A 12,609-nucleotide genomic window follows, 5' to 3' on the forward strand; every position below is an offset into this window, starting at 1 on the left:
TTCGAAGTCGGCCTAGCGGCGCTCGACAGCGGCGGCTAGAGCGTCGCGGTACTCCTGCGTCCACTCGGCGGCCCGCTGGTCCGGCGGGAGTGTCTCCAGCCCACGCGACAGGTGCTCGTCCGCTGCGGCATGTTCGTCGAGCGCGAGCAGGGCGAGGCCGATGTTCAGGTTGTGGAAATCCGGGGTGAGCCAGTAAGCGGTGTCGGGCGGCAGCTCGCGGGTCGCCTCTCCGGTGAGAGCGATGCCCTCGTTGAGGAGGCGACGTGCGGCGGTGGCGTCGCCGAGTAGCGCGTATCCCTGCGCGGCCTGGACGGCGTCACCGAGCCTCTGCGCGGGATGGGCACCGGGGGTGTGGTAGGCAGTCAAGAAATGCCGCGTGACACCGCGCGGGTTGCCCTGCCGCCTGGCGAGGTAGCCCTTGAAGTTCGCGGCCTGCGCCGCGAGCACGCCACTACCGGCCTCGTCGGCCAGGCATTCGGCCTCAGTGAGCCGATGCGTCGCGCGGCGGGCGTCCCCCATCTCGGCGTGAAGCCACCCTTCGAACTGGACGTACTCAGCGACGACGGGGGCCAGCACTGCCCGGACAGTGCCGCGCGCTTCGCGTAGCAGCGTCTCGGCGGTGGCGGCCTGTACGCGTGCCGCGGGCAGGATGGCGGCGGGCCCCAAGGTGTCATCAAGGCGGCGTTGCGCGGCGAGTATCTGGGCGAAGGATTCCACGACGGCGGTGTCTACGCGTGCGGGCTTGGCGACCGCGAGGGTGAGGCGTTCGCGCTGGTCGCCGTCGAGTTCGACGGGTGGGTCGGCGAACGCGCGTCTGAGTAGCCCGGTGTAGAGGCGGCCGGGGACGTGGGTGCCCGTCTCCCACTGTTTGATCATCTGGACGAGGGATGTCATCTCGGGGAGGGCTTCGGTGGCGACGGCGCGCAGCCGTCGGGCGAGGTCGGGGCGGGACCAGTCCCGACCTTCACGTCGGGCACGGAGACGCGCGCCGAAGGGCTTTTCGGTCATCGGCGCACACCCTTCGCCTGTCCGGGGTAGGGGCCTACCCCGCTCCTGCCCTCAGTCTCCCCTGCCCTGGGCGGTTCCGCTCGCGTTTCACTGGCAGCGACGAATCCGTTACCACAGGAGGGCGTGATGGTGTACGCGCAGACGGAGCGGGAGGCCGCCGAGCTGGCGGAACTGCGGGAGGAGTACCCCGCGTGGAACGTGTGGCGGGCGTCGGGTGGGGCGTGGATGGCGTCCCGCCGCGCGGACCTGAACCTGCGTCAGACGCGGGCGGGGTGCTCGCCGACGTTGATGGAGGACACGCGCCGTCGGCTGCGCCGTCAGTTGGAGGCGGAGTCGACGGCGGATCGGCACACGGCGGACGGCTACCTGTGCAGCGTGGACGCGGCGTGGTGGCACCTGCTGGACGGGCGGGCGTGCTGCGCGGCGACCGGCGGGGCGGTGGAGGCGGTGGAGCGGCTGTGACGGACCTGATCGTGGCCGGGATCATCGGTGTGCTGCTGTGGGTGCTGGCCGTGGTCGCCCTGGTCGTGTGGGCTAGGGCGGGCCGGTGAGGCGCGGCGTGGCTCGTGCGGAATCGTGTGTCTTTCGGGGGGTTCGCGGTTAGGGTCGGGGCGTGACGACGCGGAACTCGCACTGCTCCTTCTGTGGATCGCGCTTTGGTGAGGGGGCGGCCTGGCCCCGGACGTGCGGCGCCTGCGGCAACACGAGCTACCTGAACCCGGTGCCCGTCGCGGTCCTGCTGGTGCCGGTGGACGGCGGTCTGCTGACCGTGCGCCGGGCGGTGCCGCCACGCGTCGGGGTGCTCGCGCTGCCCGGTGGTTTCATCGACCACGGTGAGTCCTGGCAGGAGGCGGCTAGCCGGGAGCTGCTGGAGGAGGCGGGTGTCACCGTCGATCCCGCGACCATCGGCCTCTTCGCCGCGCACAGCGCTCCGGACGGCACCCTCCTGGTGTTCGGCGCCGCCCCCGACCTCGCCTCGTCCGACCTGCCGCCGTTCACGCCCACCGCCGAGGCCAGCGAACGCGTCGTGATCACCGGCCCGCGCGACCTCGCCTTTCCCCTGCACACGCGGGCCGCCCAGCAGTTCTTCCTGCGCCGCCGCTGACCCGTCAGAAGGCGTGCGGGCCGAAGCGGCCCCAGGCGACGAAGACGGAGGCGATGAGGAGAAGCGCGTTGACGGGGAGCGGCTGGGTCTCCTTGCGGCGGACGTGGATCACGAGGGCGCCGACCATGGTGACGGCGAGCCCGGCGGCGGCCAGCGGGACGAGGATCGTCGCGACGTCCACGAGCGCGGGCAGGATCAGGCCGACCGCGCCGAGCACCTCGACGACGCCGATCGCGGTGACCGACCAGGCGGGCCAGTCCTCGACCCAGGCGAGGCCCGACGCGGCAAGCTTCTCCTTCGGCTGGACCGCCTTCATCAGGCCCGCCGCGGCGAACAGGGCGGCGAGGATCCCGGCGACGATCCACAGGGCGACGTTCATGGGGGTTCCGATCCGAGGGGGAAAGTTGAAGCTTCAAGCTATTCCCCCCGCGCTTGAAGCGTCAAGCTTCCCGGTCGACCCCCGGCCGCTCCGCCGGACGGGCCTCGCGGCGGGCCGAGCGGCGGGAGACCCAGACGCCCGCCAGGCACAGCGTGCCGCCGACGAGGGCGGCGGCCGTGGGCAGCTCGTCAAGGAGGACCCAGGACATGAGGACAACGAGGGCGGGCACCGCGTACGTCGTCGCGCCCATCCGGCCCGCCGTCGTCCGGGCCAGCGCGTAGGCCCACGTGGTGAACGCCAACGCCGTGGGGAAGACACCCAGGTAGACCATGTTCAGGGTCGCCGACGTGGGCGCGTCAGCCGCCTCCCGGACCAGGACGCCCGCGAAGGGCAGGCAGAGGACGGCGCCCACGAGGCAGCCGAAGAACGTCACCTGAAGCGCCGTCGCGTGCTTCAGCGCGGGCTTCTGGATGACGACGCCCGCCGCGTAGGTGAGCGCCGCGACGAGGCAGAGCACCACGCCGAGCGGTGACGCGTCGCCGTCGCCCTGGACGGCGAGGCCGACGACCACGGCGCCCGCGAAGGAGACGCCGAGCCCGAGGAACAGCGAGCGCGGCAGCCCCTCGCCGAGGAAGCGCCCGCCGAGCAGCGCGATGAGGATCGGCCCGATGTTCACCAGCATCGCCGCCGTGCCCGCGTCCACCTCGCGCTCGCCCCAGTTCAGCGCGACGGTGTAGAGCCCGAACCACAGCGCCCCCGACCACAGGATGCCCGGCCACGCGGCGCGGCCCGGCAGCTTCGCGCCGCTCGCCGCCCACAGCGCGCCGAGGACGAGCGCGCCCGTCGCCAGCCTGCCGAGCGCCAGCGCGCCCGGCGAGTAGTGCTCCCCCGCGCTCCTGATCGAGACGAAGGCCGAGGCCCAGAAGAAGACGGTGACCCCCGCCGCGGCCAACGCCGCCCGGTTCCCGCCGCGTACCATGTCCACCCGTTCGTTCATGATCAGAGACCCTAGGTCCGGCTTATGACGGCGACCACCGAAATATCACGGCGCCCCCTCCGTCACAGCACGCCGAAACCCCGCCCGCCCACGCCCGTCCTGACACACCTTCGGAGCCCGGAACCTGCCGCACCGCCCTATCGGTACCGCCGCGCGGCTATTTTCCGCCCGCCGGATTTTGGCACCTCTCGAACCGTAATCCCCACCTAGGGTGCTCGGCGCATACAAAAGGTGATCGGGCACATACGGCAGGTGAGGAAAGGTGTTCCATCTGACGGGACGGGGAGGGGGCGGAGTGCGGCGGGAGGCGGGTAGGTTGCGGCTCATGCACGCCAGGACGCGGGGGGAGCTCGGCCAGGGGGCGCGGATCGCCGCGATCCTCACCGCGTTCGGGGACCGGGACGAGCTGATCGGCCCGTCGGAGCTGGCGCGGCGCACCGGCCTGGCCCGCTCGACCGCGCACCGGCTCGCGCACGACCTCGCCGACGCCGGGCTGCTGGAGCGGGTGAACGGACGGATGCGGCCCGGACCGCTGCTGCTCACCCTCGCCCGGCGTGTCGTGGTGCCGCAGGCGCTGCGCGACGCGGCGGCCCCGCTCATGGCCGACCTGCGCGAGGCGGTCGGGCTCGGTGTCGCCCTCGCCGTGCTGGACGGCGCCGACGTCGTCTGTGTGGAGAGCCTCCAGGTCGCGGGCGCCCCGGCCACGCCGCGCCGGGGCGACCGGCGGCCCGCGCTCGACACCGCAGCGGGCCGCGCCATCCTCGCGTTCTCGCCGCGCGAGCGGGCCGCCGCCGCGCTCGCCGCCGGAGTCCCCGGCGGGCTGCCGCGCCCGATGCTCGCCCGCCACCTGGACCGGGTCCGCAAGGACGGCGTCGCCTACGACGTGCGCGAGCCGGGGCGCGGCACCGTCCGGGTCGCCGCGCCCGTGCTCGGCCCCGACGGCCGTGCCGTCGCCGCCCTGTCCGTCCCGTGCCGGGGCGGCCGCGACCGCGCCGAACGCGCCGCCTCCGCCGTCCGCGCCACCTCCCTCACCCTCTCCCGGGTCCTCCGCCCCGCCTGACCGGGCGGGGAGTACGGTTTGCGGGGAAAGGGGTGGGAAGCGTGCGGCAGGAGACGGTGGCGGGCGTGGTGTTCCGGGAGGCCGGGGCCACGGACGTGACGGCGGTGGTGGCGCTGGTGGAGTCGGCCTACCGGGGCGAGAGCAGCCGGGCCGGGTGGACGACCGAGGCGGATCTCCTGGACGGGCGGCGCACCGACGAGTCGGCCGTCGCGGAACTGGTCGGCGGCGGGCCGGACCACCGGGTGCTGCTCGCCGAGAGCGACGGTGACCTCGTCGCCTGCTGCCATCTGGAACGCAGGGGGCACGGCGCCTACTTCGGCATGTTCGCGGTGCGGCCCACCCTCCAGGGCGGCGGCCTGGGACGCCTCATGCTCGCCGAGGCCGAACGCGTCGCCCACACCGCGTGGCACGCCCGCGAGCTGCGCATGACCGTCATCTCCGTCCGCGCCGAACTCCTCGCCTGGTACCAACGCCGTGGCTACCACCCCACCGGCGAAACCCTCCCCTTCCCGCACAACGAAGAACGCTTCGGCCTCCCCCGCCGCCCCGACCTCACCTTCACCGTCCTCACCAAACCCCTCCCCTAGCCAACGGCCAGCCCACCGACCGACCACCGGCCACAGTGTGACATTCGCCTCCGACAGAACTCGCGATGTCCGGAGGAAGGGGCTTGAGGTGAAGTGCGTCCTGTCCTGGAACGTCGACGGCCCCGGGCTCCGTGCCCGCGACGTCCGCTGACCTCCGGCGGTTCCCTTGGCGCGCGGCGCGCTCGGTCGTCCTGGGGAACCAGGGTCCCCGTGCTCCGGGAGGCGCCGTCTCCCGGAGCACGGGGACGTTCAGGCGTCGGCGCGGGTGAGCGCCGGGATCGCCGCGAAGAGCTCCCGTGAGTACGGGTGGCTCGGTGCGGCGAGCAGGCTCGTCGCCTCGCCGGTCTCGACGACCTCGCCGTCCTTCATCACCGCGACCCTGTCGCTGATGTGGTGGATGACGCCGAGGTCGTGCGAGATGAACAGCAGGGACAGCGCGAGCGCCGACCGCAGCTCGGTGAGCAGGTCGAGGATCTGCGCCTGCACCGACGCGTCCAGGGCCGAGACGGGCTCGTCGCAGACGAGCAGCTCGGGTTCGGGCGCGAGGGCGCGGGCGATCGCGATCCGCTGCCGCTGCCCGCCCGACAGCTCGGCCGGACGCCGTCCCGCGACGGACGCGGGCAGCTCCACCCGTTCCAACAGTTCCAACGCGCGGGCCCGGCGTTCCCGGCGCGGCACCCCGGCGAACGCCAGCGCCTCGCCCAGCAGCGTCCCGGTGTCGTGCCGGGGGTCGAACGAGCCGAGCGGGTCCTGGACGATCGTCTGGATGCGGCGGCGCAGCGGCCTGCGGCGCCGCTCCGGCAGCGCGCTCCACGGCTCCCCCGCGAACGTCACCGACCCGGAGTCGGGCTTGGCCAGCCCGAGCACGATCCGCGCGACCGTGGTCTTGCCCGAGCCGGACTCACCGACGATCCCGAGCGCCTCCCCCCGGTCCACCCGCAGCGAGACCCCCCGGACGACCTCCCGGCCGCCGTATCGCTTGGTGACGTCGGTGACGGTCAACAGCGTGTCCCCGATCCCGGACAGCGACACCCCGTGCCCCACGGCCCGGGGGTCGGGCGCTCCCGGGGTCGTCCCGTAGGCCCCCCGGGCCGGAGGGACGGCGCCGGGCTCGTCAAGCGCCCGGCCCCCGGGCCCAATGAACACGCCCTCGGGCCCAATGAACACAGCGCGTGCGACTGGGCCGGATTCCGGGTGGTGGCAGCGGAGTGGGGCGGGGGGTGGCGGGGTGTCCCGGCAGACGTCGTCGGCGTGCGCGCAGCGTTCGGCGAACGGGCAGCCGTCGGGGCCGGCGGGCGGGCCGCTGTGCCGGACGGGCGCGAGCCGGGTGCCGCGCGCGGCGGCGGACGGGACGGCGGCGGCGAGCGCCCGCGTGTAGGGGTGCCGTGGCCCGTCGAGGACCTCGCGGGTCGGGCCCTCCTCCACGAGCAGGCCGCCGTACATGACGGCGACGCGGTCGGCGAGCCGGGACACGACGGCGAGGTCGTGGCTGATGAGGAGCAGCGCCGTCCCCTCCGCCTTGAGCCGGTCGAGGAGTTCAAGGATGCGGGCCTGGACGGTGACGTCGAGGGCGGTGGTGGGCTCGTCGGCGATGAGCAGCTCGGGCCGTCCGGCGAGGGCGGAGGCGATGAGCGCGCGCTGGCGCAGCCCGCCGGAAAGCTGGTGCGGGTACTGCCCGGCCCGCACCTCGGGCTCGGGCACGCCCACCCGCGTCAGCAGCTCGACGACCTCGTCGTGGACGGCGGCGCGCGGCACGTCCCGGTGGACGCGCAGCGCCTCGGTGATCTCCGCGCCCACGGTGCGCAGCGGGTCGAGCGAGACGAGCGCGTCCTGGAGGACGAGCCCGATCCTGCCGCCCCGGATCCGCCGCCATCCGCGTTCGTCCAGGCCGGTCAGGTCGGTGCCGTCGAAGTCCAGCGTGGTCGCCTTCACCGAGGCGCGGTCGCCCGCGAGGCCGACGAGGGACCGCGCGGTGACGCTCTTGCCGGACCCGGACTCCCCCACGATGGCCAGGCACTCGCCCCGGTCGAGGGTGAAGGACGCGCCTCGGACGGCCTGGACGCCGGGGAAGGCGACGGTCAGCCCTTCGACGGTCAGCAGCGGGCTCATCCTGCGGTCCTCCGGGTGAAGCGTGCCTGCGCGGCCCGTCCCGCGACGGTGACGGCGACGACGGTCAGGGTGATGGCGGCGCCGGGGAAGACCCCGAGCCACCAGGCGGTCTGGAGCAGGCCGCGCCCCTCGGAGAGCATCACGCCCCACTCGGGTGTGGGCGGCCGGGCGCCGAACCCGAGGAAGCTCAGCGCGGACACCGAGATGAGCGACATGCCGAACCCGGTGGAGGCGAGCACGAGCAGCGGCCCGAGCGCGTTCGGCAGCACGTGCCGGAACGCTCGTGTGAAGGGCCCCTGGCCGAGCGTTACGGCGGTCTCGACATAGCCGGAGTTGCGCACGACGAGCGCCTCGGCCCGGACGAGCCTGGCGTAGCCGGGCAGGAACGCGAGCGCGATCGCGACCATGACGTTGAGCTGGCCGGAGCCGAGAATGGCGAGCGCGAGCAGCGCGAGCAGCAGTTGCGGCAGCGCGAGCACGATGTCGTTGATGCCCATGAGGACCCGGTCGGCGGTCCTGCCGAGCAGCGCGGAGGCGAGCCCGTACAGCGCGCCCGCGACGACGGCGAAGGCGATCGAGCCGAGCCCGACGAGCAGCGACGGCCGGGCCCCGTGCACGACCCTGGCGAACTGGTCGCGGCCGAGCTGGTCGGTGCCGAACCAGTGGCCGGGTCCGGGGCCGCGCAGCGCGGTCGCGGCGTCGATCTCGATGGGCGACTTGCCGGTGAACAGGCCGGGGAACGCGGCGGCGAGGACGAGCAGCACGAGCACCGTCCAGGCCAGCGCGACCGAGGGACGGGGCAGGGCGCGGGGCCGCAGGACTGGGAGACGTTTCACGTGCGCACCCTCGGATCGACGAGCAGTTGGAAGGCGTCGATCAGCGCCGAGATCACCACGAAGGTGAGGGCGGAGACCAGGACGATGCCGATGAGGACGGGCATGTCCTTGTTGGTCGCCGACTGGAGGGCGAGGGCACCGAGGCCGGGCCGACCGAACACCGCCTCGACGATGACGGCGCCGCCCAGCAGCGTCCCGGCGAGCCAGCCGCTGAGGGTGGCCAGCGGCACCGCGGCGTGCCGGAGCGCGTGCCGCACCCGGACCTGGCGGCGGCTGAGGCCGCGGGCCCGCGCGGTGACGGCGAACGGCTGGGCCAGCGCGGCCTCCAGCCCCTCCCGGAGCACCTGGGCGAGCACGCCGATGATCGGCAGCGCGAGGGTGAGCGCGGGCAGCACGAGCGCGGAGGGGCCGCCCACCCCGACGACCGGGAAGATCGGAAGCTGGAAGGAGAACGCCGTCAGCAGCAGGATGCCGAGCCAGTGCGGCGGCAGCGACACCGCGACGAGTTCCCAGGACGTCACGAAGCCGCGGAGCCTGCCCTCACGGCCCGCGGTGAGCACCGCGGACACGATCGCCAGGACGATCGCGATGACGACGGCGGCGAGCGCCAGTTCGACGGTCGGGCCGAGCGCCTCGCCGATGACCGCCGCGACCGACTTCTGGAGCTGGTAGGACTCGCCCATGTCGCCCTGCGCGAGCCGGCCGAGGTAGGCGAGGTAACGCTCGAACAGCGGCTTGTCCAGGCCGTTGTCCGCGGCGATCTGGTCGCGGATCGACTGGGGTGCCGTGGTGAACGGGCCCAGCATGATCGTGACGGGGTCGCCCGGGATGAGGGCGAGCGCGAAGAACGCCAGCGTGGCCGCGCCCCACAGGACCGCGACCGCGCCGGCGGCCCGCGCCGCCACCGCGCGCAGGGCGCGGTGGCGGGCGGGCCTGGTGTTGATCTTCATCACTTGGCGAGCCAGGCACCCTGGAAGACGGGCCAGGCGTTGCCGTCGTAGGCGAGGCCGTTGACGGCCTTGGCGCGGCCGGTCACCGCGGTCGGCGTGTAGATCGGCACCACGATGGCGAGGTCGATCGCCCGCTGCTGGGCCTTGCCGTACACGTCGTTGCGGACGGCCTCGTCCAGCGTGGAGCGGCCGGTGTTGGTCCACTCGGTGAGCTGCGGGTCGTTGAGGAACGTCGCGTTCTGGCCGCCCTTGCGGGGGTCGCTCGCGCCGTTCAGCAGCAGCCACAGCACGTCGGGTTCGGCCCGGCCCCAGCTGTAGTCGGCGATGTCGGCCTTGCCGCCGTAGACGTTGGCGATGTAGGTGCCGATGTCGTCCTGCGGGCGGTCGGCCTCGATGCCGATCTTCTTCAGGTCGGCCTGGAAGCCCTGGCCGAGGATGTCGCGCTTGTCGCGGACGAACTGGGCGGGCAGCAGCGGCCAGTTGACGGTGAGGCGCTTGCCGTCCTTGGTGCGGTAGCCCTCGCCGTCGCGGCTGGTCCAGCCCGCCTCGTCGAGCAGCTTGTTCGCGGCGGCCTCGTCGTACGGCCAGGTGTTCTCCAGCGCCTTGTTGTAGCCGGCGGTGCTGGGCGAAAGCAGCGTCCAGGCCCGCTTGTACTGGCCGAAGTACAGGTTCTTCACACCGGCGTCGATGTTGATGCCGATCTGGATGGCCTTGCGGACCTTCTCGTCGTTCAGCGGCGCCTTGGACGTGTTGAGGAACAGCGAGAAGTTGCTCCCCGGGCTGTCCTTGGCGTCCAGCGTGAGCGAGGCGTTGCCGCTGATGGTCTGCGCGTCCTGCGGCGGGACGGCCGCGGCGACCTGGATCTGGCCGCTGGTGAGCGAGCCGACGCGGACCGACGCCTCGGGCAGGAAGCGGATGGTCAGCTTGTCCAGGTAGGCGGCGCCGGAGTTGGCGGCGTCCTTGGGGGCCCAGGCGTAGTCGGGGTTCTTGGTGAACTCCGCGCTCTGGCCCTTGGTGTAGCCGCTGAAGACGAACGGGCCGGTGCTGACGCCGGTGGCGCCGCCCGCGGCGAGCTTGTCGCCGTTCTCCTTGATCGTCTTGGGCGAGTAGAAGCCCAGGTAAGCGGTGCTCGCGGCCTGGAGGAAGGGCGCGAAGGACTCCTTGAACGTCACCTTGGCGGTGTGCGCGTCGACGACCTCGGTGCCCGCGTAGGGGCCGAGCAGCGTGGCGGCGAGCTGCGACTTGGTGGCGGGGTCCGCGATCCGGTCGAAGTTGACCTTGACGGCCTCGGCGTCGAACGGGGTGCCGTCGGTGAACTTCACGTCCTTGCGGAGCTTGAACGTGTAGCTCTTCAGGTCGTCGGCCACCTCCCAGGACTCGGCGAGCCACGGGTGGAACTTGCCTTCGCCGTCCTGGTGGACCAGGGAGTCGAAGAGGTTCCGGAGGATGGTGCCGGTGATGTCCTGCTGGCTGACGTGGACGTCGAAGGAGACCGGCTCGGTGTCGACGGCGAAGACGACCTCGCCGCCCTGGACGGGCGTGCCGCCGGAGGGGCCCGCGGCCGGGTCGTCACCCGACGAGCAGCCGCCGAGCAGGAGGGCGGCGACGAGCACGGCTGCCGTCGCGACGGGTCTGGAGAAGATCATTGCTGTTGAGCTCCGGGGATGCGGCAAGGGGCCGGAACCCGAGTTCCGGCCCCTTCCTATAGGAAAAGAAGGGATTAGGGTGAAGCTAGCCCGCCGCCTTCGGCGCGGGCCAGGGGTGCGAACCCCTAGCGACCCTTATCCGTGCGCCTGCCGGTGCGCGGGCGCGGTCACAGCTCGGCCCGCGCGTCGGCGCGGCCCTCGTGCACGGGCAGCCAAGGCGTGATGTAGCCCTCGGGCAGCGGCACGAGCGGCTCGCCCAGGGGGTACCTGGGCACCGCCGTCCGGTGCTCGATGCGCCAGCCGCGCGCGGTGAGCACCAGCACGTCCAGGAAGTCGCCGTTGTGCACGGCGCCGTCCGGGAGCAGCGCGATGTAGCGGCTGCGCGCGCGGACCCGTCCGGGGCCGTCCGGCAGCAGCACGGTGTCGAGCGTGTGGTGGTCGGGCGCGTGCCCGCGCAGCGACTGCGCGAACGCCGCGATGGCCTGGATGCCGACGACCGAGCGGCCCGTGCGGCGCAGCTCGATCACCGCGTCCGGGGTGAACACCAGCGGCAGGTCCACCACGTCGGCGTTGTCGAAGGCGTGCGTGAACAGCGCGAGGACCTGGGTGATCTCCAGCCGGTCCGCGTAGCGGAGGGCCGTCACCCGAGGCCGCCGAGCTGCTGGAGGATGCCGAGGCGATCCGGCAGCACGGCGTAGCGGACGATCTTGCCGTCGCGGAAGGTGAGGGTGCTGACGCTGTACCCGCTGAACGGCTTTCCGGTCGGCGGCAGCCCGAACAGCTCGCCGGTGTGGGTGCCCTCGATCCGCCAGAACGCGACGACCCTGTCGCCGTCGGCCACCGCGTCGGTGACGGTTGCCGTCACCTTCCCGGCCGACCCGGCGATCCACGCGAGGTGCCCGCGGAAGTCCTCGATGCCGTTCACGCCCGCGGTCGTCTCGTCCACCGCGTCGGGCGCGACGAACTCCTCCAGCAGGTCGGGATTGGGGCCGGTGACCAGTTCGGCGTAGAACCTGCGGGTCAGCTCCTTGTTGCGCTCGGCCGTCGCCAGCACCGCCTCGGCGTCGGTGCCGTCGTGCTTCGCCTGCGTGCTCATGTGTGCTCCTTCTCGGATGGGGTGGGGGTCTCTAGTGGGGGGCGTCGCCGGGGAACGCGGGCGGCAGCAGTATCCCGCCGTTGGCGCTCAGGCCGCCGTCCACGGGCAGTGTCACGCCGGTGATGTAGGAGGCGGCGGGCGAGGTGAGGAAGAAGGCTGCCTCCGCCTGCTCGCGCGGCTCCGCCCAGCGCTGGAGCGGGATCCGCCGGGTGACGGCCGGGCCCAGCTCGGGGTGGGCGATGACGCCCTGGGTCAGCGCGGTCGCGGTCCCGCCGGGCGCGATCGCGTTGATCCTGATGTTCTCCACCGCGTAGTCGATCGCGAGGCCCCGCACCAGGTTGACGACGCCCGCCTTCGCCGCGTTGTAGGCCCAGGTGCCCGGATCGCCCGCCAGGCCCGACACCGACGACGTCGCGACGACGGCGCCGCCGCCCGCCGCGCGGAACGCCGGGAGCGCCGCCTTGACGCCCAGGACGACGCCGCGCAGGTTGACCGCGACGATCCGGTCGAACCTGTCGATCGCGCCGGGCGACTCCAGCGGCCCCGCCCCGCCGAACCCGGCGTTCAGCACGACCGCGTCCAGACGGCCGAACCGCTCCAGGGCGACCGAGACGAACTCCTCGTTCGTCTTCTCCTCCGCGACGTCGCCGCGCAGCGCGACGACGTTGCCGATCTTCTCCAGTTCGGCGAGCCCGCCGGGGTTGACGTCCACCGCGACGACGCCGTATCCGCGTTCGGCGTACAGGCGGACGGCGGCGAGGCCGATCCCGGAGCCCGCTCCGGTCACGACCGCCACTGCGCTCACGCTCATGTGTTCCTCCTCGTGTCGGGACGGA

The 12,609-nt window shown here is 73.1% G+C and carries 14 protein-coding genes; 4 read left to right on the top strand and 10 right to left on the bottom strand.

The window, feature by feature from the left end; genetic code table 11:
• Positions 1 to 12: 12 nt before the first annotated feature.
• Positions 13 to 1,008: a transcriptional regulator gene (locus LO762_RS11565; protein ID WP_230614600.1), complete on the bottom strand. Its 996-nt coding sequence runs from the start codon at positions 1,006 to 1,008 to the stop codon at positions 13 to 15.
• A gap of 126 nt (positions 1,009 to 1,134) precedes the next feature.
• Here LO762_RS11565 and LO762_RS11570 point away from each other — a divergent pair, with 126 nt between their 5' ends.
• A complete protein-coding gene (locus tag LO762_RS11570) occupies positions 1,135 to 1,470 on the top strand; it encodes a hypothetical protein (protein WP_230614601.1) in 336 nt (111 codons plus the stop codon).
• Between the two features lie 151 nt (positions 1,471 to 1,621).
• Entirely contained in the window at positions 1,622 to 2,113 is a 492-nt protein-coding gene (locus LO762_RS11575; protein WP_230614602.1) for an NUDIX domain-containing protein, read from the top strand.
• A gap of 4 nt (positions 2,114 to 2,117) precedes the next feature.
• On the opposite strand, the gene LO762_RS11580 is transcribed toward LO762_RS11575, so the two are convergent.
• Positions 2,118 to 2,492, bottom strand: coding sequence for a DoxX family protein (locus LO762_RS11580; protein WP_230614603.1), 375 nt, complete (start codon positions 2,490 to 2,492; stop codon positions 2,118 to 2,120).
• A gap of 61 nt (positions 2,493 to 2,553) precedes the next feature.
• Positions 2,554 to 3,489 carry a DMT family transporter gene (locus LO762_RS11585; RefSeq protein WP_230614604.1) on the bottom strand — a complete coding sequence of 312 codons (936 nt, stop codon included), beginning with the start codon at positions 3,487 to 3,489 and terminating at the stop codon, positions 2,554 to 2,556.
• A 325-nt stretch (positions 3,490 to 3,814) separates the two neighbouring features.
• Here LO762_RS11585 and LO762_RS11590 point away from each other — a divergent pair, with 325 nt between their 5' ends.
• Both LO762_RS11590 and LO762_RS11595 read left to right on the top strand, forming a co-directional pair.
• Entirely contained in the window at positions 3,815 to 4,549 is a 735-nt protein-coding gene (locus LO762_RS11590; protein WP_230614605.1) for an IclR family transcriptional regulator, read from the top strand.
• Between the two features lie 41 nt (positions 4,550 to 4,590).
• Positions 4,591 to 5,136: a GNAT family N-acetyltransferase gene (locus LO762_RS11595; protein WP_230614606.1), complete on the top strand. Its 546-nt coding sequence runs from the start codon at positions 4,591 to 4,593 to the stop codon at positions 5,134 to 5,136.
• A 249-nt stretch (positions 5,137 to 5,385) separates the two neighbouring features.
• Here the strand turns inward: LO762_RS11595 and LO762_RS11600 are convergent, their stop codons facing one another.
• From LO762_RS11600 to LO762_RS11630, 7 genes are all read right to left on the bottom strand, one after another.
• Positions 5,386 to 7,245 carry an ABC transporter ATP-binding protein gene (locus tag LO762_RS11600; RefSeq protein WP_230614607.1) on the bottom strand — a complete coding sequence of 620 codons (1,860 nt, stop codon included), beginning with the start codon at positions 7,243 to 7,245 and terminating at the stop codon, positions 5,386 to 5,388.
• A complete protein-coding gene (locus LO762_RS11605) occupies positions 7,242 to 8,081 on the bottom strand; it encodes an ABC transporter permease (RefSeq protein WP_230614608.1) in 840 nt (279 codons plus the stop codon). Before LO762_RS11605 ends, LO762_RS11600 begins: the two co-directional genes overlap by 4 nt.
• A complete protein-coding gene (locus LO762_RS11610; protein WP_230614972.1) occupies positions 8,078 to 9,031 on the bottom strand; it encodes an ABC transporter permease in 954 nt (317 codons plus the stop codon). The genes LO762_RS11605 and LO762_RS11610 overlap by 4 nt, the downstream gene beginning before the upstream one ends.
• Positions 9,031 to 10,677 (bottom strand): ABC transporter substrate-binding protein, encoded by a 1,647-nt coding sequence (locus tag LO762_RS11615; RefSeq protein ID WP_230614609.1) that lies wholly within the window; start codon positions 10,675 to 10,677, stop codon positions 9,031 to 9,033. Before LO762_RS11615 ends, LO762_RS11610 begins: the two co-directional genes overlap by 1 nt.
• Positions 10,678 to 10,844: 167 nt before the next feature.
• Complete coding sequence (locus LO762_RS11620) at positions 10,845 to 11,321, bottom strand: nuclear transport factor 2 family protein (RefSeq protein WP_230614610.1); 477 nt, start codon at positions 11,319 to 11,321, stop codon at positions 10,845 to 10,847.
• Positions 11,318 to 11,773: an ester cyclase gene (locus LO762_RS11625; protein WP_230614611.1), complete on the bottom strand. Its 456-nt coding sequence runs from the start codon at positions 11,771 to 11,773 to the stop codon at positions 11,318 to 11,320. Before LO762_RS11625 ends, LO762_RS11620 begins: the two co-directional genes overlap by 4 nt.
• Before the next feature lie 31 nt (positions 11,774 to 11,804).
• Positions 11,805 to 12,584, bottom strand: a complete 780-nt coding sequence (locus LO762_RS11630) for an SDR family NAD(P)-dependent oxidoreductase (protein WP_230614612.1) — start codon at positions 12,582 to 12,584, stop codon at positions 11,805 to 11,807.
• Between the last annotated feature and the right edge of the window lie 25 nt (positions 12,585 to 12,609).

Source organism: Actinocorallia sp. API 0066, assembly GCF_020991275.1.
Taxonomy (GTDB): domain Bacteria; phylum Actinomycetota; class Actinomycetes; order Streptosporangiales; family Streptosporangiaceae; genus Actinocorallia.

Excerpts from the sequence above, each read along its gene's own strand:
- LO762_RS11565 (WP_230614600.1), bottom strand. The coding sequence starts at position 1,008 with ATGACCGAAAAGCCCTTCGGCGCGCGTCTCCGTGCCCGACGTGAAGGT.
- LO762_RS11570 (WP_230614601.1), top strand. The coding sequence starts at position 1,135 with ATGGTGTACGCGCAGACGGAGCGGGAGGCCGCCGAGCTGGCGGAACTG.
- LO762_RS11580 (WP_230614603.1), bottom strand. The coding sequence starts at position 2,492 with ATGAACGTCGCCCTGTGGATCGTCGCCGGGATCCTCGCCGCCCTGTTC.
- LO762_RS11585 (WP_230614604.1), bottom strand. The coding sequence starts at position 3,489 with ATGAACGAACGGGTGGACATGGTACGCGGCGGGAACCGGGCGGCGTTG.
- LO762_RS11590 (WP_230614605.1), top strand. The coding sequence starts at position 3,815 with ATGCACGCCAGGACGCGGGGGGAGCTCGGCCAGGGGGCGCGGATCGCC.
- LO762_RS11600 (WP_230614607.1), bottom strand. The coding sequence starts at position 7,245 with ATGAGCCCGCTGCTGACCGTCGAAGGGCTGACCGTCGCCTTCCCCGGC.
- LO762_RS11610 (WP_230614972.1), bottom strand. The coding sequence starts at position 9,031 with ATGAAGATCAACACCAGGCCCGCCCGCCACCGCGCCCTGCGCGCGGTG.
- LO762_RS11615 (WP_230614609.1), bottom strand. The coding sequence starts at position 10,677 with ATGATCTTCTCCAGACCCGTCGCGACGGCAGCCGTGCTCGTCGCCGCC.
- LO762_RS11625 (WP_230614611.1), bottom strand. The coding sequence starts at position 11,773 with ATGAGCACGCAGGCGAAGCACGACGGCACCGACGCCGAGGCGGTGCTG.
- LO762_RS11630 (WP_230614612.1), bottom strand. The coding sequence starts at position 12,584 with ATGAGCGTGAGCGCAGTGGCGGTCGTGACCGGAGCGGGCTCCGGGATC.